14 protein-coding genes are annotated in these 21096 nt (G+C 57.9%); 8 read left to right on the top strand and 6 right to left on the bottom strand.

The window, feature by feature from the left end:
- Nucleotides 1–136 precede the first annotated feature (136 nt).
- Entirely contained in the window at nucleotides 137–4855 is a 4719-nt protein-coding gene (locus DWX75_RS06885) for an EAL domain-containing protein (protein WP_118015602.1), read from the top strand.
- Between the two features lie 51 nt (nucleotides 4856–4906).
- Here DWX75_RS06885 and DWX75_RS06880 read toward each other — a convergent pair whose 3' ends face one another.
- Both DWX75_RS06880 and serC read right to left on the bottom strand, forming a co-directional pair.
- Nucleotides 4907–5665 (bottom strand): DeoR/GlpR family DNA-binding transcription regulator, encoded by a 759-nt coding sequence (locus tag DWX75_RS06880; protein WP_118015601.1) that lies wholly within the window; start codon nucleotides 5663–5665, stop codon nucleotides 4907–4909.
- A gap of 127 nt (nucleotides 5666–5792) precedes the next feature.
- Nucleotides 5793–6884 (bottom strand): 3-phosphoserine/phosphohydroxythreonine transaminase, encoded by a 1092-nt coding sequence (gene serC / locus DWX75_RS06875; RefSeq protein ID WP_118015600.1) that lies wholly within the window; start codon nucleotides 6882–6884, stop codon nucleotides 5793–5795.
- 524 nt (nucleotides 6885–7408) lie between these two features.
- Here serC and serA point away from each other — a divergent pair.
- The 6 genes from serA to holA all read left to right on the top strand — a co-directional run bounded on the left by serA (nucleotide 7409) and on the right by holA (nucleotide 16611).
- Nucleotides 7409–9001, top strand: a complete 1593-nt coding sequence (serA, locus tag DWX75_RS06865; protein WP_118015598.1) for a phosphoglycerate dehydrogenase — start codon at nucleotides 7409–7411, stop codon at nucleotides 8999–9001.
- Nucleotides 9002–9222: 221 nt separating this feature from the next.
- Nucleotides 9223–9576, top strand: a complete 354-nt coding sequence (locus tag DWX75_RS06860; protein ID WP_118015597.1) for a hypothetical protein — start codon at nucleotides 9223–9225, stop codon at nucleotides 9574–9576.
- A 177-nt stretch (nucleotides 9577–9753) separates the two neighbouring features.
- Nucleotides 9754–10383 (top strand): ComEA family DNA-binding protein, encoded by a 630-nt coding sequence (locus tag DWX75_RS06855; RefSeq protein WP_118015596.1) that lies wholly within the window; start codon nucleotides 9754–9756, stop codon nucleotides 10381–10383.
- A 34-nt stretch (nucleotides 10384–10417) separates the two neighbouring features.
- Complete coding sequence (locus DWX75_RS06850; protein ID WP_118015629.1) at nucleotides 10418–12889, top strand: DNA internalization-related competence protein ComEC/Rec2; 2472 nt, start codon at nucleotides 10418–10420, stop codon at nucleotides 12887–12889.
- A 19-nt stretch (nucleotides 12890–12908) separates the two neighbouring features.
- The gene (locus tag DWX75_RS06845) at nucleotides 12909–15485 is read left to right on the top strand and encodes an ATP-dependent helicase (RefSeq protein WP_118015595.1); all 2577 of its coding nucleotides are present in this window, start codon (nucleotides 12909–12911) and stop codon (nucleotides 15483–15485) included.
- Nucleotides 15486–15558: 73 nt separating this feature from the next.
- The gene (gene holA / locus DWX75_RS06840; protein WP_118015594.1) at nucleotides 15559–16611 is read left to right on the top strand and encodes a DNA polymerase III subunit delta; all 1053 of its coding nucleotides are present in this window, start codon (nucleotides 15559–15561) and stop codon (nucleotides 16609–16611) included.
- Nucleotides 16612–16620: 9 nt separating this feature from the next.
- On the opposite strand, the gene DWX75_RS06835 is transcribed toward holA, so the two are convergent.
- Both DWX75_RS06835 and thiT read right to left on the bottom strand, forming a co-directional pair.
- Nucleotides 16621–17814 carry an MFS transporter gene (locus DWX75_RS06835; protein ID WP_118015593.1) on the bottom strand — a complete coding sequence of 398 codons (1194 nt, stop codon included), beginning with the start codon at nucleotides 17812–17814 and terminating at the stop codon, nucleotides 16621–16623.
- Between the two features lie 48 nt (nucleotides 17815–17862).
- Nucleotides 17863–18465: an energy-coupled thiamine transporter ThiT gene (gene thiT / locus DWX75_RS06830; protein WP_233519507.1), complete on the bottom strand. Its 603-nt coding sequence runs from the start codon at nucleotides 18463–18465 to the stop codon at nucleotides 17863–17865.
- Nucleotides 18466–18623: 158 nt separating this feature from the next.
- Here thiT and DWX75_RS06825 point away from each other — a divergent pair, with 158 nt between their 5' ends.
- Nucleotides 18624–19196, top strand: a complete 573-nt coding sequence (locus DWX75_RS06825; RefSeq protein ID WP_118015591.1) for a flavodoxin family protein — start codon at nucleotides 18624–18626, stop codon at nucleotides 19194–19196.
- A gap of 93 nt (nucleotides 19197–19289) precedes the next feature.
- Here the strand turns inward: DWX75_RS06825 and DWX75_RS06820 are convergent, their stop codons facing one another.
- A complete protein-coding gene (locus DWX75_RS06820) occupies nucleotides 19290–20522 on the bottom strand; it encodes an NAD(P)-dependent oxidoreductase (protein ID WP_118015590.1) in 1233 nt (410 codons plus the stop codon).
- A gap of 169 nt (nucleotides 20523–20691) precedes the next feature.
- Nucleotides 20692–21096 (bottom strand): IS200/IS605 family transposase (gene tnpA, locus DWX75_RS06815; protein WP_118015589.1); only part of this gene is annotated, 405 nt, incomplete at its 5' end.

Here is a 21096-nt window from a genome sequence, read left to right as displayed (position 1 = left end):
ACGATAAATTTTTTGTCAAGACAGGAAAATGCCTTCATGCATTCGAATTAAAAAATAGTATTTTCCATATCCATATCATCGCAATCGTCGCATCAACCTCAGCGATTTTGTCCATAGAGAAGGAGTTGTGCTCAGGATGGACACAGAACCGTTACAGAAAAAACTGCATCAGTATTATGACCAGCTGGCCGGAGGGCTCTGTCTCCTGCGTCAGGACCGCGATGAGCAGATTCTCTTTGTCAACTCGGAGATTCTCGCCCTTTATCAGTGTGCGAATGAAGAGGAATTTTATTACATGACGGGCGGCAAATTCTCGGGCATGATGGAGCGCGAGGATTATGTGCCGCTGCGCACGAGAATGAACAGCCGCCACGGCGACCAGTCATCTTCCTATGCGTATCTGACCTTCCGCTATTATACACTCAAGGGACAAAGCCGCTATGTGGAAGGCTGCTGCCGGGAAGCGGAATTCCCGGAAATCGGCAAGGTCTGGCTCGTAAACATCCTCAATCGCGAGGGCAGGGAGCTCGATGGCGAGCTTGATTCGGTGACGGGGCTCCTCAACATGCATGCTTTTTATCAGCGGATACAGGAATTGGCCGGAAGCAGTGCGGGGCCGTATCCTGCTTATGCTTCTGTCTACCTGAATCTGACGAATTTCAAGCTTTTCAATGAGATGCATGGCATTTATGAAGGCGATCGTCTGCTCAAATCCATTGCAGGACTGCTCAGGACGGAGTTCGCTTCATCCTGCCTGAGCCGTCTTTCCGGGGATAATTTTGCCCTGTTTGCACCGCAGGAAGGACTCGAAAAAAAGATAGAAGATCTTTGTCATAAGGCGGATCATCTGATTCATAATCCGAGCATTGTGATGAAGGCAGGGATCTGTCTGTTCATGGGAGAGGAGGCCCTGCCGTCACTGGCCAGCACGTCCTTCGACATGGCCAAGCTGGCCTGTGACAGCATCAAGCGGGATGCGACGCGCTGCTGTGCCGTCTACCATGAGGACATGCGCCGGGAGGTCATGGACCGGGCCTATATCATCGATAATCTCGACCGGGCAATACGGGACGGCCATATCAAGGTTTATCTGCAGCCCGTCGTGCGCGCGCTGACGGGCGAGCTGTGCGGCTATGAGGCACTCGCGCGCTGGGAGTCGCCGGGCCGGGGCGTGTTCTCGCCGGGCTTGTTCATCCCCGTACTCGAGGATACGCGTCTCATCTACAAGCTCGATACGTATATGCTGCAGGAGGTGGGGCGCCTGCTGCGCTATCAGCTTCAGAACAATCTGCCCATGGTACCGGTTTCCGTCAATTTGTCGCGCTATGATTTTCTCTTGATGGATCCGCTGTCTGTCGTGGAGGAGGTCGTCGCTCGCTTCCACATCCCGCGGTATTATCTCAGGCTGGAGGTCACGGAATCAGCCCTTGTCCAGGAACACGATGTTCTCGTGAAGAAACTCCGTCAGTTCCGGGAAGCGGGCTATCAGGTCTGGCTCGATGATTTCGGCAGTGCGTATTCTTCGCTCAATGTTCTGCAGAAGTATCATTTCGATGAACTCAAGATCGATCAGGGACTGCTGCGCGATTTCACTGAGGAGAGCCGGAAAATCATCCGTTCCATTGTGCTGATGGCCAAGACGCTCGGCATCCATGTGCTGGCGGAAGGGGCAGAAACCAGGGAACAGGTCGAATTCCTGCGGGAAATTGGCTGTGAGAAAATCCAGGGCTTCTATTACGGGCGCCCGCTGCCCTATGAAGCCTGCGCCGAGCATTGCCGCCGCTTCCCGCTCAAGGCAGAAACCATTGAGGAGGAGCGGGCCTACGATGTACTGGGCATGGTCAACCTCATCACGGATATGCCCGTGGCACTCTTCTGCTACGATGGCAGGCAGGTTGTCGTCCTGAGCGAGAACGAGGCATACCGGAACGTCGTCCGGGCGACCATGGGCAAAGGGGAACACGATGCACATGAGCGGCTGACGGTGGGCAGTCCGTTCTGGAAGAAGTATCAGGCATTTCTGAGCAAGGTTGCGGCCAGCGGGAAGGAAGAGAACATGACGTACGTGGATAACGGCCAGTATTTCAAGATCCGCGTCCGGAAGGTCGCATCCCTTGGCGATACGATCCTCTGCCGCGCGCATATCTACAACATCACGTACGATCAGGATATGACGTCGTTCCGCCAGTACGATGACATTTTCCGGAATCTGATGCTCATTTACGATGGCGTTTATTTCTTTGATATGGCCCGCGGTGAGCTGCAGGTAATCGAGAGCATGAATTCCCTGATGCATGCGGGCCAGCGCATCAAGGCCATCCCGAGAATCGTGCAGCGCTATGCGAATTATTACGTGCATCCGGAGGACCGCGCCCGGTTCCTGGACTTCCTGGAGCCGCATTCCCTTTTGCGGCGGGCCAGCCATTCGGGACGCTCGGAGGTCATCGGGATGTTCCGGATCCGCGAAGCCGATGGCAGCTACAAGTGGATGGTCTTTGACGCCGTGGCCGTTCATCTGCGGGGGACGCACGATATCCTGCTCTGTGTGCGGGATGACATCTGGGGACGCCAGGAGGATCTTCGTGATCTGCTGCCGAAGTTCGTGCATTCTCAGGGGCTGACGGTGTGTGAGGAACAGCCGGCACCGGCAGAGCTGCCGGCCCTCTGGCAGTCTGTCATGGATTTTGCACCGGACCCCATTTTCTGGAAGGATGAGCAGCGCCGTTACCTTGGCGTCAATCAGGCATTTCTTTCGTATTTCGGACTTCGGGATGCGGCGGAAATCATCGGCAGGAGGGATGAGGATTTTGGCTGGGATATGCGGCCCGATGAGATCGTGGCGGCTGACTGCAGGATTCTGCAGCAGGGTGCCTCCTATCACCGCCTGCTGACGACTTCGCTTTTCAAGGGAGTGCCGCGCCGCATTGCCGTGACGGGGTTTCCGCTTTACACCGGGCGGAAGATCACCGGCATCATCGGCTATTTCACGGATTGCAGCAATTCCAGCCGCGACCAGGAGGAGAAGAAGCTGGGCATCCTGGACCGCGATACTGGTCTCTTCGGTTTTCGCGGCATGCTGATGACCGGACTGGAATACGAGGACCGCTATCGCCAGTTCGGCGCGGAGTACACGGCCTGCCTGCTGCATGTGCCTGAGATGAACTGGATTGTCAAGCACTACGGGCATGCTGTCCGGCGCAAGGCCCTGCAGGCTGTGCGCGACTGCATCCTGCGCTGCAATCCGCTGTCGGGCATCGTCACGCATGTGGGCAACGGTTTTTTCTGCTGCTTTGGGCGGTCGCTGTACGTCAAGAATCTCGAACAGCGCATGGAGAAGCTGGCACAAAGCATTCATGCGCTTACGACCCTGGATGGCCACAGCTGCACGCTTTCGCTGTGCTGGTCACAGGTGCGGTCGGCGGAGACACAGGATTTTGATGAACTTTTGATGCTGCTCTCCGATCGCCTGCACGATCAGGAGCAGCAATGCCGGGGCGGTGGCACTGGCATGAAGAATCCAGTCGTCTTTGAACGGGAGAAGTTTGATGATTGGCAGGAGCGCGTCTTCATGGCGGACATCGAGACGTATGACCTGCTCTACATCAATCAGGCCATGCGCAAGGCACTCGATCTGCCGGACGACTATCCGCTTGACGGTAAGAAGTGCTATGAGGTGATGATGGGCAGCAATGCACCATGTCACGCCTGTACGAATCACCTGCTCTGCCGGCAGAAGATCTACACATGGACGCATTCCTTCAGCCATAGGGGCAGCATGGTCCTGCAGCACGATACCCTCGTGCCCTGGCAGGGGCGCAATGTGCGCTTCTCAGCATCGGCGGATCTCCATCAGTACCTGGATTACGAAACGGAGAAGAAAAACATGCTGCTGCGCGAGGAGGTCATCAATGACATCATTGCTCTCGGCATGAAGGAACGCAATCCCGAGGAGGGCATCCGCAAGATGCTGGCCAAGATCGGCGAGACGCTGCAGGCGGAGCGCGTGCTGATCTTTGAGGAACACGACGGTGCCACGGTCAGCGGGACGTACGAATGGCGCCGGGATGCGCTGCCATCCCTGCTCGCCAACCTCCAAGATATTCCGCGCGCTCAGCTGCGGCCGCTGTATGAGCATTTTGAGCATAACCACATGCTGATCCTCAACGATACGGCTCCGTTCCTGCAGCGCCATCCGGGACTCCACCCGATGCTGCACAGTGTCCGCAGCCTTGTTTCCGGCCATCTGATTCAGTCGGGCCGTTCCCTGGGCTTTACCGAGGTGGTCAATCCGGCTTCAGCATCCTTTTCTTCTGCGACGTTCCTGCTGAGTTCGTTGACGAGCTTCCTCGCCATCATGCTGCGCAACCGCGATACGATCAAGCGACTCGAAGAGCTTGGCACTGTCGATCAGCTGACTGGTGTGCGCAACCGCCGGGCGCTGCTTTCGTACATCCATGGTCTGCCGGCGGGCTTCCAGTTCGCGTTTATCTTCGGCGATATCAACGGTCTCAAGGAAGAAAATGATACGAAGGGGCATGAAGCAGGGGACCGCCTGATCCGCCGGTCAGCAGCGGTGCTCGCGGAGGTGTCCGGCGCAGACCACGTATTCCGCATGGGCGGAGATGAGTTCCTGCTCATCGTCCCTCATGTCAGTGAAAAACAGGCCTCGTGCATCCTGCGCGACATCCGCCGCCGGTATGATGCGGAAGGTATCAGCATTGCGCTGGGCTGCGTCGTCCGTACCTCGCCCTTTGACGATATCGACAGCATCATCTCGGAGACGGACCGCAGGATGTATCAGAACAAAACCATCATGCACAGCCAGCGCGGCATGCCCGCGCGCGTCAGCACATGATGGTTTTCGATTGATGTTCAGTTGTTGTACGGATTGCCGCGCATTCCCTGTTCAGCGGCAGTGTGCCAGGGTGAGCGGGACATTTCGCTCGCGCATTTCCTCCTGCTCGCCGGAGCTGAGTCCGTCATCGGTGTAGACCATGGCGATGTCCGTGTACGATACGAGCGGGATGCGGCCTGTCTGATGGAATTTTGCTGCTTCCGTCAGGATGATGATGTTTCGGGCGTGGGCGGCCATGGCCTGCGTCGCTTCGGCACGGGCCGCGTCGTTTGTCATGAATCCCGTGTCGTCACGTCCGTCCGTGCCGATGAAGATCTTGTCGACCTTGAGCCCTTCGACGCAGCGCCGGAGCATGGGGCCGACGACGACCTGGGAATCGTGCTGGTATTCGCCGCCGAGCAGGATGATGTGAGCGTTGTTCTGACGCCGGATATAAGCGGCGATGAAGGCGGAATTGGTGATGATCGTGATGTGCCGGTGCGTCTTGACGAGCTCTTCGGCGAGCAGGGAGCAGCAGCCGCCCGATTCGATCATGACGGTTTCGCCGTCGCAGACGGAGGCAGCTGCCAGGCGGGCTATGGCAGCCTTGTGCTCGTGGTTGAAGGACAGGTGATTGGCGACATCGGCGCTTTCGAGCAGGACGGCATAGCCGTGTTCGCGCCGCAGGTATCCCTGATGTGCAAGGCGGTTGAGATCCTTGCGGATCGTGACTTCTGAGACGGCGAGCGCCTCGGAGAGTTCGGTGACCGTGATGCGTTTTTTCTGGCCGATGAGATTTAAGAGTTCCTTGTGACGTGCGAATAAATCCATATGCCCCATCCTTTCCATCCGTAGTTCTGTCTTTATTATACCATGCCGGCCGCTCTGACAGGAAAAGCCGTTGTCCCAGCATGATGATGCTGCGACAACGGCTTTTTGATGCATGAATCCAGGATGATCAGGCATTTTCCTTGCGGAACTTGTCCATGAACTCGGCAAGGGCGACGGCACCCTCATACGGCATCGCGTTGTAGATGGAGGCGCGCATGCCGCCGACGCTGCGGTGGCCCTTGACGCCGCTGAGCTTGTGTGTCAGCGCCTCGGCGACGAATTTCTTCTCGAGTTCTTCGCTCGGCAGACGGAACGTGACGTTCATAAAGGAACGGCTTTCCTTCTCGGCATGGCCACGGTAGAAGCCGTTGGAATTATCGATGGCATCATAGACGACCTTGGCCTTGCGCTCGTTGCGGCGTGCCATCTCTTCGAGGCCGCCCTGTGCCTTGATCCAGGCAGCGACCTTGCCGACCATGTAGATGCAGAAAGCCGGCGGCGTGTTATAGAGGGAGTCCTTCTTGTAGAACGTGTCATAGCGGAACATCGTCGGCAGGGCCTCCGGACTCTTCTCGAGCAGGCTCTTCCTGGCGACGACGAGCACAACACCAGCCGGGCCGAGGTTCTTCTGGACGCCGGCATAGATGAAATCGAACTTGTGGAAGTCCATCGGGCGCGAGAGCATATCCGAGGACATGTCGGCAAAGAGCGGTACACCGTTTGTCTCCGGGACGTAGTGGTACTCCGTGCCGTAGATGGTGTTGTTGTAGCAGAGGTGGACGTAGGCAGCCTGTGGATCGATCTTGAGCTCTTCCTGCGTCGGGATGTGCTTGTAACCGCCTTCCTTGCTGGAAGCTGCAATCGTGCCGATGCCGAGGTGCTCTGCTTCTTTATAGGCCTTTTCGGCGAAGCTGCCGGAGAGGACGTAGGCACCCGGGTGTTCCTTCGTGGCGTAGTTCAGCGGGATCATGGCAAACTGCTGGCTGGCACCGCCCTGACAGAACAGGACCTCGTAATCATCGCCGAGCCCCATGAGTTCCTTGATGTCCTGTTTGGCCTTTTCGTGTACGGCTGCGTACTGCGGGGCACGATGGCTGATCTCGAGGATCGACATGCCGCTGTGGTTGAAGTTCAGGAATTCCGCCTGTGCTTCCTTGAGGACTTCGAGCGGCAGGGTAGCCGGGCCGGGGTTAAAATTGTAAACGCGATCTGCTTCCATGGGATAACCTCCTGTTCGTACTGTTGACATGAAAAACATGCCATTATGTGACTTGTTTCACTTGTGTCCGAGTGGATGTCCGTATGATGTGGACACGCGGCGTTTTGTTATATTCTAACGCGAAAAAAACAGAAAAGCAAGCGGAAAAATTAAACATGTTTTTTGTGAGAACACACTTGACGGCTGAAAATGGATGATTTATAATACACGTATGCACATAAATAGGCAACGCGAGGAAGAGGAAGCCGAAGGGTGATTCCTGAAAGAGAGCCGGCGGCTGGTGTGAGCTGGCAGGGATTCCGGAGGTTCCGCCTTGGAGCGGCTGATGAAAGTCAGACGGTTGCGCCCGATATCGCGCCGAGAGAGATGCCTCTGGCATCACTTGGGTGGCACCACGGAACAGAGCGTTTCGTCCCAATTGCGGGACGAAGCGTTTTTTTGTTGGCTCAGTTCCAGGCGGTGCCGCGTGCAGCGTAGAATGCGCAGGATCTGTTTGTGGAATAGGATAAAGAGGAGCGAGCAAGATGAAGGTTTTAGCAGCAGATGGTATTTCGCCGAAAGGCATTGAGCTTTTGCAGAAGGAATTTGAGGTTGTCGTCAAGGATAAACTGCCGGCAGAGGAGCTCCTGGAGATCATCCCGGATTTTGATGCACTCATCGTGCGTTCGGCATCGAAGGTTACGGCTGAGGTCATCGCCCGTGCAACGAAGCTCAAGATCATCGGCCGTGCCGGCGTCGGCGTCGACAACATCGATATCCCGGCCGCCACGGCCAAGGGCATTATCGTCATCAATTCTCCGGGCGGCAACACCATCGCTGCCACGGAGCACACGATGGCCATGATGCTCGCGATGTCCCGCAACATCCCGATTGCCAACGAGACGATGCACAAGGGCGAGTGGAACCGCAAGAAATACGTCGGCGTCGAACTGCGCGGCAAGACGCTCGGTGTCATCGGCATGGGCCGCATCGGTTCCGGCGTGGCCAAGCGCGCGATGGCCTTTGATATGAACGTCATCGCCTACGATCCTTATATTAATGAAGAGCGTGCGCAGGCCCTCGGCGTCAAAGTCGCGACGTTCGATGAGGTCATCGAGAACGCGGACTTCATCACGGTGCATATGCCGCTGACGAAGGACACGAAGGGCATGATCGCCATGGATCAGATGAAGAAGATGAAGAAGGGCGTGCGCCTCATCAACTGTGCACGCGGCGGTATCATCGACGAGGCTGATCTCGCGGAGGCGCTCAAGCAGGGCATCGTCACGGCTGCGGCCATCGATGTTTACACGAGTGAGCCGCCGGCTGAGAAGGGCAATCCGCTGCTCACGGCTCCGAATATCGTATTGACACCGCATCTCGGCGCTTCGACGGTTGAGGCACAGATCGGCGTCTCGGTCGATGTGGCCAAGGGCATCATCGCCGCGCTTCACGGTGAGCCGGTGGCGACGGCTGTCAACATGGCGCCGGTTTCCCCGCAGGTCATGCGCGTCATCGCGCCGTATCTCACGCTGGCAGAGCGCCTCGGCGGTACCGTGGTTGGCCTGGCGGAAGGCCCCATCGAGAAGGTCGAAGTCACGTACAATGGTGAGATCACGGAAGTCAACACGGGCCTCCTGACGACGGCCGTCATCAAGGGCATCCTGAATCCGGTCATGGAGAACGAGGTCAATTACGTCAATGCACCGGGCCTTGCCAAGGAACGCGGCATCAAGGTTTCCGAGCGCAAGGAGAAGGAAGCCGAGGCCGATAACTTCACGAATCTCATCACGGTCACGGTGCAGGCCGGCGGCCGCGAGCTTTCCGTACAGGGCACGCTGTTTGGCAAGAAGGGCCGCATCGTCCGCATCAACAATTTCCGCGTCGATGTCGATCCGCATGCTCGCATCCTCGTCTGCCCGCACATCAACCGCCCGGGCGTCATCGGCACGGTCGGCACGCTGCTCGGCGGCAATGGCGTCAATATCTCGGCCATGCAGGTCGGCACGACAGAGGAAGAGGGCAAGAACCTCATGGTGCTCACGGTCGACAACGATATCCCGCCCGCACTCCTCGAGACGGTCAAGGCACTAGACGGGATCTTCGATGCCAAACTCGTCAATTTCTATGCCATCTGACGTCGCACGATACTGCGCGTAATATTATTGGAAAGAAACAATCATTTTGGGGACAGGCAGCGTTCTTCTGCCTGTCCCCTTTTTGACTGCCTGTACGTATTTTGTATACAGGTTATAAAAAATCGCGCAATTCAATAAACATAGTTACAAGTATACATGCATACAACTTGCTTTACATGTAAACATGTGCTACTATATATCCATGGATGGAGGAATGACGTATGTATACAAAAGATATGCTTGTAACAAAAATTAAAATGATTGCACTCAGCAAGATTCGCGGAATCGAGGATTCCGTCATGAGCAATCCCATGGTTTACCGTCGGGATACGCGTGCGTACTGCGAAGCGATGTACGATGTGATCAGCAACATGTCTTTTGCCCAGCTCAAACGCATCGTCATCCCGATTTATGAGAATTATGCCGAGATGGGCATGGCTGACGACGGCTATGTGGCCGATTCGCTCATGATGATTGCCCTGGCACTCTATCAGAATGAGATTGGTGAAGAAAACATCTACGACCAAGGGTGGACGAGCTATGTCGAGGACTTTTTCCGCCTCGCAACTGCCTGATGGTCGGATACACATTCATACCTTTGAAAATCTCCCGCGAGGGAGATTTTTTTGTTGGCTGGAATGACGCTTTCTATAACAAAAATAAAATAATCTTGCGATAAATCGACAGTCAAGGTATAGTAGTGGTATACACGCAAATGGAAAGGGATGATTTTTCGGTTAGGAGGCGATCTTGTGCCGATGTATCGGAAATCCATGCTGGTGCTGCTGGTGCTCGCAGCAGCTGTGATCGGCGGTATCTTTTACGGTCTGCATGCACAGGAGCAGGCGGTGCCGCTCGATGCGGCCGGTGAGCAGCAGGCATCGCCCGCTGCCAGCAGGGCAGAGACAGCGGAGGTCACCGTCTATGTGACGGGGGCCGTGCAAAAACCGGGCCTTGTGACGGTCCCTGAAGGAACGCGCATCGCAGCAGCCGTTGAGGCCTGCGGCGGCCTGCTGCCCACGGCAGCCAGTGAGAGTATCAATCTCGCGCAGGTGCTGAAGGATGGTCAGCAGATCACGGTGCCGGAACGTCAGCAGCTGGCGGCACAGGCTGTTTCAGGAGCCGCTTCGGGAGCTGCACCGGGGGCTGCCCAGGCGAAGGCTGCAGCTGCGGGCGGAGCCGCTTCGTCCGGACTCGTCAATATCAATACGGCGGACGAGAAGCTTCTCGACACACTGCCTGGCATCGGCCCGGCCATGGCGAAGCGGATCATCGAGTACCGTGAGACACAGGGCCCGTTTACGGCCATCGAAGAGCTGAAGCGGGTGAAGGGCATCGGCGAGGCAAAGTTTGCCAAGCTCAAGGATAAGGTCTGCATTTAAGGAACATTCCTTGCGTTTCAATACGGAGGCTGCTATGCGTTATGGACAACATCCGGAACGGTTCTTTGTTTCCCTGCTTTTTGCGCTGGCGCTCGGCATCCTGGCAGGACTTGCCTTCCTGCCGGAACTGCAGGGATGGCCGGGGTCCCTCTGGTTCATGGTCCTGCTCGGCAGTCTGCTGCTGACTGCTCTTGCCGTCTGGCGGCAGCCGGCGCTTGCCTGGCCCTGCTTTGTGCTGCTTTTTTTCCTGCTCGGTGCAGGGCGGCTGCAGCAGGCTGTGAGCCTGCATGCGGATGATATTTCCCGCTTTGCCGGCAGTACGGTAAGCGTAGCGGGACGACTGACCGGCGAGATGCAGGCCGTGCAGGACACGACGGGCTTTCGCGTCTCGTATCCGCTCGCTGTCACAGGGGTGCGTCATGGCCGTGGCAAGTGGGAACAGGCGTCCGGCGGCGTCGTGCTTTACGGCCATACAGCCACGCGTGAGGAGGCGGAGGCGCGCATCGGCGATCTCGTGCAGTCCGCCGGAGAACTGCGGCTCATACACGGCTATCAGAATCCGGGTCAGATCGATACGGCTCTGCTGCGCCGGGAGGAGGGCATCACGGCCAATGTCTTTGCCGGCAAGAACAAGATCGTGGTCAAGGCTGAGGAGGCCGCGCCTCTGCTGCGCCTTGCCGCCGGGGTGCGGCAGCATTACCGTGAGGCGATGCAGCAGGTCATGCCGCCGCAGGATGCAGCGGCCATCTTTGCCCTGCTGTTCGGCGGCTATGACGGGCTTGACCCGGAGCTCGTGGAATCGTTTACGATAACGGGGCTCATCCACATCCTGTCTGTTTCGGGGTCTCACATCAGCCTCGTGGCTGCGGCCATTGCCGGCATCTGCCTGCTGCTGCGCCTGCCGATGGCATGTTCTGCCGTCCTCGTCACGGCGGCCATTGCTTTTTATCCACTGCTGGCTGGCTTTGTGCCGCCCGTCGTGCGTGCGGCGGTCATGGGCGGGCTGACTTTTCTGGCCCTGGCGCTGGGGCGTGAGCGGGATTCCCGTCACATTCTCCTCCTGACGGGCATGGCCATGCTGCTGTATTCGCCGCTGCTGCTTTTTCACATTAGCTTTGAATTGTCGTTCCTGGCGACAGCCGGGCTTTTGTACCTGGCTCCCGTTTTCCACCGGTGGCTGCGGGCCCGCCGGGTACCTGCGGCCATCTCGCTTGGTCTTTCCATCACGCTGGCTGCGCAGCTGGCGACGCTGCCCGTACTGGCCTGGTATTTCCAGCGCGTGTCCATCGTGGCACTGCTGGCCAATCTTGTGGTCACACCGCTGCTCGACGTGCTGATCCTCCTGGGGCTGTTGTCCGGGTTCGTGGCCCTGCTGCTGCCGACTGCCGGCGGGATGCTTTTCGGCGGCTGCAGCTTGCTGCTGGGCCTTGCTTCTGAGATGACGCGCTGGCTGGCTGCGCTGCCCTTCAGCGTGGCGGTGGTCCCGGCCTTTCCCTTCTGGGCCGTCCTGCTTTTTTATCTGCTCCTGTTTTTGCCGGCCCTGCCAGCTGAATGGCGGGGGCAGCTGGCGGCGTTTCTGCGCCGTGAGTCCCTGGCTGCAGGCCTTTTCCTGCTGGGGCTTGGCACTTTCCTGGCAATCGGTCATTGTATGGCATCCAGGGAGCTTACGGTGCATTTCATCGATGCCGGACAGGGCGATGCTGCACTTGTCATGACGCCTTCTGGAAAGGCTGTCCTCTTTGATGCCGGCGGCAGGCGTACGGGAAATTTCGACATCGGCGAGCGTGTCACGCTGCCTTATCTGCGTCACTATGGCGTGCGCCGCCTTGAGGCTGTGTTCCTGACGCACGCTCATGAGGACCACGCACAGGGCTGCGGAGCCATCCTGCAAAGTCTGCCCGTCGGCATGGTCTACACGGCTGGCGAGGGGCGGGAGGTCTATGCGAGGAGCATGCGGCTGGGCGACAACGATTCCGTGCTCGGCAAACTGAAGCCAGTAACAAGTGGGCAGAGCTTTGAGGTCGACGGGCTCACAATCGAGGTACTGCATGCGCCTCAGGCCGCGGAGGAAGGGGATAAGCGCGGCAATGAAGCCTCGAATGTCTACCGCCTGCGCTATGGCGATGCGAGTTTCCTGATTACGGGCGATTTGACGGCAGAAGGCGAGGCCGGTCTCCTCGCGTGCGGTGCCGATGTACGGGCGACCGTGCTGAAGGTCGCCCATCACGGCTCGCGGACCTCTACCTCAGAGGCATTCCTGCAGGCGGCGCATCCTGCTTATGGCGTCATCTGCGCCGGGCGCGACAACAGTTTCGGCCATCCGCATGCGGAGGTCGTGGCACGCCTGCAGCAGCACGAGGTCAAAATCCTGCGGACGGACCGCGACGGTGCGGTCGTCTTTGCCACAGATGGACGCAGGCTGCGCATCTCGACGTACCGTGAACAAAGCCTGACGGCAAGACTTGAGCAGGCCGTCCTTTATCAGCAGGCAGGTCCGGTTTCATGATGAAGAAAGGGGGGCCGGTATGGAACTCAATGAACAGCAGAAGCAGGTCGCGGCAGACCTCGAGCACAATATCTTAATGCTGGCGCCGGCCGGTACCGGCAAGACGAATACGCTGGCCTGCCGCATCGAGAACATCCTGGCAGAGAACCGGGCCATGCCGGAGGAGATCCTCTGCCTGACGTTCACGAACAAGGCCTGCCGTGAGATGCAGGAACGCATCAAGAAACAGGCGGGCGATGCGGGGGCACGCGTCCTCATCAAGACGTTTCACAGCTTCTGTTACGATATCATAAAGACCGAAGCCAAGCGCCACTCGGATCTCTTTGCTGATTTCACGATCTTTGACGAGGCGGACTGTCAGGCCCTGCTGCGGGACATCGCGGGGGATTATCCGCTGCGGGCTCTGCAGCAGCTGGCCTCTCAGCTCAAGGAGTGGCGGGCACGCTATAAGCTGTACACGGATGATGCTGAAGAGGACTACCGTCAGACTCTGCGGCGCCTGACCGGGGAGCAGCCGAAGACGGTGCAGGCCCTGGCCGTCGATGGGCGCTACCAGTTTGACCGGACGTTCTACGATGCCTGGCAGGAAGAGGGGCCTTGCTGGACGGCATCTTACGACCGGCGGCTGCACGATGTCCACGGCCTCGATTTCACGGATCTCATCGTGCAGGCCAAGGTCCTCCTGGAGCAGCCGTCGATTGCCATCAAGTGGACCCGGCGCTTTGCCTACATCCATATCGATGAAGTGCAGGATACGAGCGAGCTTGAATACGATATCCTGTCGCATATCTTCGGTAGCAGCAGGCTGCTGCTCTGCGGCGATTACTTCCAGACCATCTACGAATGGCGAGGCTCGCATCCTGAGGTGGTGCTGAGCCGCTTCATAGAGAATTGGCATCCGCGGCGCATCAGCCTGCGCGAGAATTACCGCAGCACACAGGTTCTGCTCAATGCGTCTTTTGCCTGGCTGCAGCACCTCTTTCCCGAGCGCGTGGCGGCCTTTTATCCGCAGGGACTCGAGGCCGTGAGCCGCGAACACGGGGCTGCCATTGTGCTCAAGGGGGCCATGGACTTTACCGACGAAGCCCAGTGGATCTACTATACCATCCAGCAGCTGCCTTCCGAAGCATACGACAAGGTGTGCATCCTGACGCGCAGCAATTCATACAACAAGGCCCTTTCCGGACAGTTCCTGAGTCTCGGGCGTCAGCTGCCGCCCGGGGAACGGCTGCCGTTCATGCTCATCGACGAGATGAAATTCTTCCGGCGTCAGGAAGTCAAGGATGTGCTGGCTTTCCTGAAACTCATCGTGAACCCGCATGATATCGCGAGTTTTGTGCGCCTGCTGAACCGCTTCGGCCGCGGCATCGGCCCGGCTGCCATCCGGGAGATCTCCTCGCAGCGCTATCGCGAGGCCGGCCTGCGCCTGACGGATTTCCTCGATGAGGATGCGCGCCGCACGGGAGATTTTTTTGCCGTTTTGGGCAGGGCCATGGCGGAGGAGAATGTCGTCGTCTTTGATGTTGAGGCCACAGGTGTCGATGTGACACGCGACGAGATCATTGAGATTGCCGGCCTGCGCCTGGGGCGCGACGGTTCTGTCAAAGAGACGTTCAAGCGCTTCCTGCTGCCGACGCGTTCCGTCGGGGAAAGCGAGGCGGTTCACGGGATCTCAGACGAGTGGCTGCAGCAGCATGGAAGCCGGCCTGAGGATGTGCTGAAGGATTTCTGCGCGTTTGCCGAAGGCTCGGTCATCGTCGGTCACAATGTGACGTATGACCTCCGCATCCTCGGCAGCCATCTGAGCCGTTTGCAGCTGCCGCCGCTTTCTTATCGCCGCTATTACGATACGCTCGATATCTTCCGGCGCTTTTATCCCGGCCTTCCGAATCACAAGCTGGATTTTCTGAGCGAATACTGCGGTGTGGCCCATAAGCCGAGTCACGATGCCCTGGCCGATGTGGAGGCCACGGCGGATATCCTTCTGTATGCCTGGCACAAGGCCATTGCGCCGCGTGAATGGGATCGCCGGCAGTACATGGCCAGATGGCAGGAGAAGTTCGATACGCTGGCTGCCAAGCTGGAAACCTTTCGCCGGTCTTCCGGGGAGCTGCGTCCGTACCAGCTCATCGGCAAGATCGTGGTGGAGATGGGCATGGATCTTTACTACCGTGAGCGCGGTGAGCTGCTGCGTCTCGAGAATCTGCGGGAGCTCTACCGCCGCGCACGCGATGCCGACGATGAAGAGGTGCGCCCGCTCGATGCACTTCTTCGCTTCTTGAGTGAGGCGAGCCTCACGACGACGGATCTCGATTTGCGCTCGAAAAAGGTGGAGATCCCCATCATCACCGTTCATCAGGCCAAGGGTACGGAATTTGATTACGTCTTCCTGGCCGGGCTGCAGGAGGGCACGTTCCCGGGGCTGCAGGCCGAGCGCACGGGCAGGCTCGCGGAGGAAGCACGCCTTTTTTACGTGGCCATCACGCGCCCGCGCAAGCGGCTGTTCCTCTCCTGGTGCCAGCATCAGTACGGGCATGAGCGTCAGATGAGCCGCTTCGTGCGGGCTTTGCCGCGTCACGATGTGCAGAATGTTTGAGTGCTTGTTTGGTATGGTATAATTTTTTTAGCAAATGTGCTGTACGGATAACGAGAAAGGAAAATATGCAGCGATGAAATACGGTGAATTCATGGTGCGCCTCAGAAAAGATGGCCTGCGCCACATCTACCTCCTGGCCGGAGAGGAACACTATTATATCGAAAAAGCCCTGGAAGCTCTGCTCGGCGGCCTGTTCCAGACGGTGCAGGAACGGCAGGACGGTTTGCAGAAATTCCAGGGTGATGTGGATCCGGCTGTTTTGGCTGGCAGTATTGAACAGGCGCCGTTTTTTGCACCGCAGAACGTCATCCTCGTGCAGGATGTTCCATGGTTTCGCAGCGGCAGAAAAGGCTCTGAAGGGAAGGAAAAGGAGGACAAGGACAAGCGACTGTCGGGCATCATGCAGGTCCTGGCGGACATGCCTCCTTACAGCTATGTCATCTTCGTGGTGAATTACAATGTGGACAAGCGGCGCAAGCTGACCAAGCTCGTGGAAAAGAACGGTCAGCTCCTCGAGGCCGAGCCCCTGCGACCCTGGACCATCAACGAATGGCTGCAGGGCAAACTGCAGGCGCTCAACAAGGAACTCGACCGCGACGCCTATGCCTATTTTTCGGGTGCCGTCAGCATGATGCAGCAGATCTCCCTGTCGTATCTCGACAAGGAGTTTGACAAGCTGGCCATGTTCAGCCGGGACCGCCGCATTACGAAGGCTGAGCTCGTGGAGGTGTTCGCGGGCGTTCCCGAGGTGTCAGTCTTTGCGCTGCTCGATGCCATCAGTGCGCGCGATGCGAAGAAAGCATTGCTGATCCTGCACCGCCAGCTGGCAGACGGCATTTATTTCACGGTCATCCTCAGCCTTCTGACGCGTCATGTGCGCCAGCTCTGGCAGGCTCGCATCCTGCAGCAGCAGGGCGTGCGAGGCAAGGCACTGGCAAAGCCACTGGAACTCAATCCGTTCATCGCCGAGCGCCTCGGACGCGCCGCCATGCAGTTCCCGGAGACCGTCCTGAAGAAGGCCATGCTGCAGCTCATCGATGCCGATTACTATCTCAAGACGGGGCAGGCCGGTGAAGAGGTACTTGAAGAAGCCGTCATCGGACTCTGCTGCAATCAGGCAGACTGAGCAAAGGCATTACGCTTTTTCTTCCGGGAAGGGTGCGAAGACTGCGCAGATGGCAGCCAGCGGCAGGGTCAGCGAGGAAAGCAGCAGGGCGCTCGAAAGTCCAATCTGGTCGCCGAGTGCAGCCACGAGTGCCGTGCCGAAGCTGCCGAGGCCGAAGGAGAGGCCGAGCATCATGCCCGAGGCCATGCCTTCGCTGCCGGGCATGGCGCGCTGAGCCCAGACGAGGGAACTCGGCTGGGAGGCGAGCAGCAGGGCGCCCGACAGGAAGAGCGCGATAAGTGACAATGGCTCTGTGCCCGGATGCAGGTAGAAATAAGCCGTGGGGAAGATGGCAAGTGCGAGCGCAGCGATGATGATGCGCTTGTGTGCGAAGCGGTCGCCGAGATAGCCGCCTGTGAGTCCGCCAACCGTGCAGCCCACGAGGAACAGGGTCAGCAGGGAACCCGATAGGATTCCCGAATAGCCGCTCGTCACGAGCAGCAGCGGCAGGAACGTCGACATCGAGACATGTGTGATGCAGCGCAGGCCCATGGCGATATTGAGCCGCAGGATGGACGCGTTGTGCAGGATCTCCCCCAGGTGAAATGTCTTGGTTTTTGCAAGATCGGTCACCGTGGAAAAATGCGTGAGCCCGCTGCGCAGGCAGATGAGTGCGAACAAGAAGCCGGGAATCATGAGCAACGGCAGGTCGCTCATGGAAAAGGCGTTGAGGTAGGCGACGATGATGATGGGCGCGAGTGCGTAGCCGAGATTGCCGCCTGCGATGTAATACGACATCGAGCGTCCCTGGCGCGCGGCCTCTGCTGTCCTGGCCACGAGCGTCGAGCCGAGCGGATGGAAGGCGGATACGGAAAGACCGGTCAGCGCGATGATGATAAAGAGCATGACCTTCGTCGTAATGAGCCCGATGGAGCAGATGCAGACGGCGCCAAAAGGGATCACGGGAATCAGCAGGCGGCTGAGGTTGTGACGGTCCATGACGTAGCCGAAGACCGGCTGCAGCATGTTGCTCGTGATGCTAAGCACCATGACGAGCAGGCCGCTGAGCGTCAGGGAAAGGCCGAGCTGCGGCATGATGATGGGCAGCAGGATCGGCAGGAAATTGCAGTAGAAGTCATTGAGGAAATGGCCGCAGCTCAAAAGCCAGGTGCCATCCTTCTTGGGCGCGCCCGTCTGGGCGGCCGGGGCAGTCGTGGAATACATGAAAGCTTCCTTTCGCTTGTGAATGAAACGGATGAGCAGAACGGGAAATCAGCGTTCTCCCGCCATGGCTGCAAGGATGCGCCGCAGCGGCAGAACCTTCAGTAGCAGGCAGCAGATGATGAATTCGGGCAGCAGGTAGCTGGCGTTGAAGACCAGCGAATAGAGCGCCGGATTCATGCCCTCCGGCGCATAGGAGGCGAAGAACACGACGCCTGAGATAAAGTGGCAGGCGAAGCGGCCGGCGAATGCCAGAGCCGTGCCGAGATAGAGGTGCTTCTGCCAGAGCCCTGCGAGGCCCATGGCCATATAGGGCAGCGGATAGTCAAACAGGACCTGGACGGGATGGACGATGAAGGGATCCTGCATCATGTTGACCATGCCGTAGAGAAAGCCCGTGAGCGCGCCGATGCCGGGGCCGTAGCGATAGGAGATGAGGAGCAGCGGCACCATGGCGCCGGCCGTCACGCTGCCGCCCTGCGGCATATGGAACAGGCGGAACTGGTGCAGGATGATGGTCAGCGCCAGCATCAGGGCAATATTGATGATCGTGCGCGTCGTCAGCTTGATGTGACGGAGATAGAGCCCGCCGAGAATCAGCAGCACGCCGAGCAGGGCGAACCCTGCGGTGGGATGTGTCAGGATTTCAGACATGCAAACACTTCTTTCTATAACATTAAATAACCATTGTCGTTTGAACGATTTCATTGTAACAAAGGTTACGGCGAAACACAAGGCGGCTGTGATAAGCTGAAAATAAGAGAAAATGGGCGGCCTGTTTGTGTGCCGCCATTACTGCAGGAGGAATCACGATGGGAAAATGGGCAGTCATTTATTCGTCAGTCACGGGCAATACGAGAACGATTGCGGAGGCAATCGCAGAGCAGGCGGGAGAAGCCGATGTCTTTCGCGTACAGGATGCGCCGGAAGATCTTTCCGGGTATGAAGTAGTAGCGCTGGGCTACTGGCTGCGTCTCGGACAGCCGGATCCCCTGATGCTCAAGTATCTGCCGAAAGTCCACGATGCCCAGGTCGTATTCTTCCAGACACATGGCACGGCACCGACGAGTGAGCACGCCATCACGAGCTTTGCACGCGCCGGCTACAACCTCGGAGCAGGCTGCACGATTCTCGGCACCTTCGGCTGCCGCGGCAAAATCAATCCCGCAATGCTTGAAAAGCGCAAGAACGCCGGTCCGGACGACCCGCACGGCGGCGCCAAGAGCATGGAGCGCTGGAAGCTCGCCTCGACGCATCCGGATGCTCAGGACATCGCAGATGCCAAAGATCTCGTCGACCGCATGAAGCACAAGATGGTCTTGCGTGAGCGCTTCCTGGCGAAGAAAGCTGCTAAAATCGCAGCCCTGGCAAAGAAAAACAGATAAGCTTGCTATAAGGATATAAGGCACAGGAACTTTGAGCAGAAAGAAAGCCTCCCATCCATTGCTTCATGGATGGGAGGCTTTTTTCTGCTGGTCTTATTTTGCTGCTTCGCGCTTTTTCGTCAGGTATTCGTCGATACTGTTTGCCACATGCTTGGCATCCTTGACGACCTGTACGACGTTGCAGGGGCCGAGAACGACATCGCCTGCCGAGAAGACGCCGTCGCGTGTCGTGGCGCCGTTCTCATCAACCTCGACGAGGCCGCGATCGTTGACCTCAAGGCCCGTCGTCGAGCGCACGATCTTGTCCTTCGGGCCCTGGCTGACGGCGATGATCGTGCTGTCGGCCGGGTAGAGCTGGGCTTCGTCTTCGCCGATGAGCTTGCCGTCTTCATCGAAGTGGCGTTCCTTCAACATCGGGCCCTCGCGCGTGATGGATTCGACGCCCTTGTTGAATTCGAATTCGACGCCGTCGGCCTGTGCGTATTCGTATTCGCGGATGCTGGCGCGCACTTCATTGCGGCGCGCGTAGACCGTGACGTAGCGGCTGCCCTTGCGGATGGCCGTGCGTGCCGCGTCCATCGCGGAGTTGCCGGAACCGATGATGGCGACGCGGTCACCGAGATTGTAGACATCCGGGTTCTGCAGGTAGTCGACGGCATAGTGGCAGCAGCCGAGGCTCTCACCCTTGACGCCGAGGCCGCGCGCACGCCAGACACCGGAGCCGATGAAGACGGCGTCGTAGCCGTCACGGAAAAGCGTGTCGAGCGTGAGGACGCCGCCAATCGTTGTATTGGGGCGGATGTGGATGCCGAGCTCCACGAGCTTCTTCTGATAGCGGTCGAGAATGGAAAGCGGCAGGCGGAAGGAAGGGATGCCGTAGCGCATCATGCCGCCGAGCTTGCTCTTGCGCTCAAAAATCGTGACATCGTAGCCGCGCTGGGCGAGTTTGACGCTGACGGTAATGCCGGCAGGACCGGAACCGATTACAGCGATGTTCTGGCCTTTGGGCGGCTCGTGTTCCATGATGACCTTGTCGAGGTAGATATCGGAGATGTAGTGTTCGATACTGGAGATCTGCACGGGAGCACCCTTGTGTCCCTGGATGCAGTTGCCCTCGCACTGCTTCTCATGGTCGCAGACGAGCGAGCAGACGACGCTCATGGGGTTGTTGGCAAAAAGCATTTCGCCGGCTTCGTTGATGTTGCCGTCGAGAAAGAGACGGATCATCTCTGGTATGTTGGTCTGTGCCGGGCAGCCTTTGAGACGGCATAACGGTTTCTTGCACTGGAGACAGCGGCGTGCCTCATTGATGACATGGATGGCCATCGGATAATCACCTGTTCCTTCGCTTTACTGTTGAAATAGACGTGTTTCTTCCTTATCTATCCATTTTACCCGAAAGTCCGTGTGGATACAAGTTTAGGATATTTTTTCAATTAAAATGCGGCCAGGAATCTTCCCACTTCAGTCAGGAGAGGAATGGCCGCAACGGTAGTCACTTGGAATACTGATTCTGGATGTATTTTGCGACTACATCCTTGCTCATGTTGCCAAGTGTGCTCATATAGTAGCTGCGTGGCCAGATATGACCGCCCCAGAATTTATCATGCTTGATCTCGGGATGGTTTTTGAGGAACAGTCTGGCACTGCCGCCTTTGGGTGCCTTGACGATGTTTGTCGGCGTATACTTTGGCTTGAAGCTGATGAGCATGTGCGCATGCTCTGGCATGACTTCCAGTTCTTCGACGGTCACATCGTTCAGCTGCGCGATGCGCAGCAAGATGTCTTTCATCTCCTGCACGAGCTCCGGTGTCGTAAAGGCTGGGTTCCGATACTTCGTCACCCAGATCAGATGAAAATGGAAATTGTAGACGTATCCACGCTCATAGATTGCATCTGG

This window comes from Mitsuokella sp. AF21-1AC (assembly GCF_003458855.1).
Classification (GTDB): Bacteria; Bacillota; Negativicutes; order Selenomonadales; family Selenomonadaceae; genus Mitsuokella.
The sequence above is the reverse complement of the archived record's forward strand: the minus strand, read 5'-3'. Positions and strand labels throughout refer to the sequence as shown.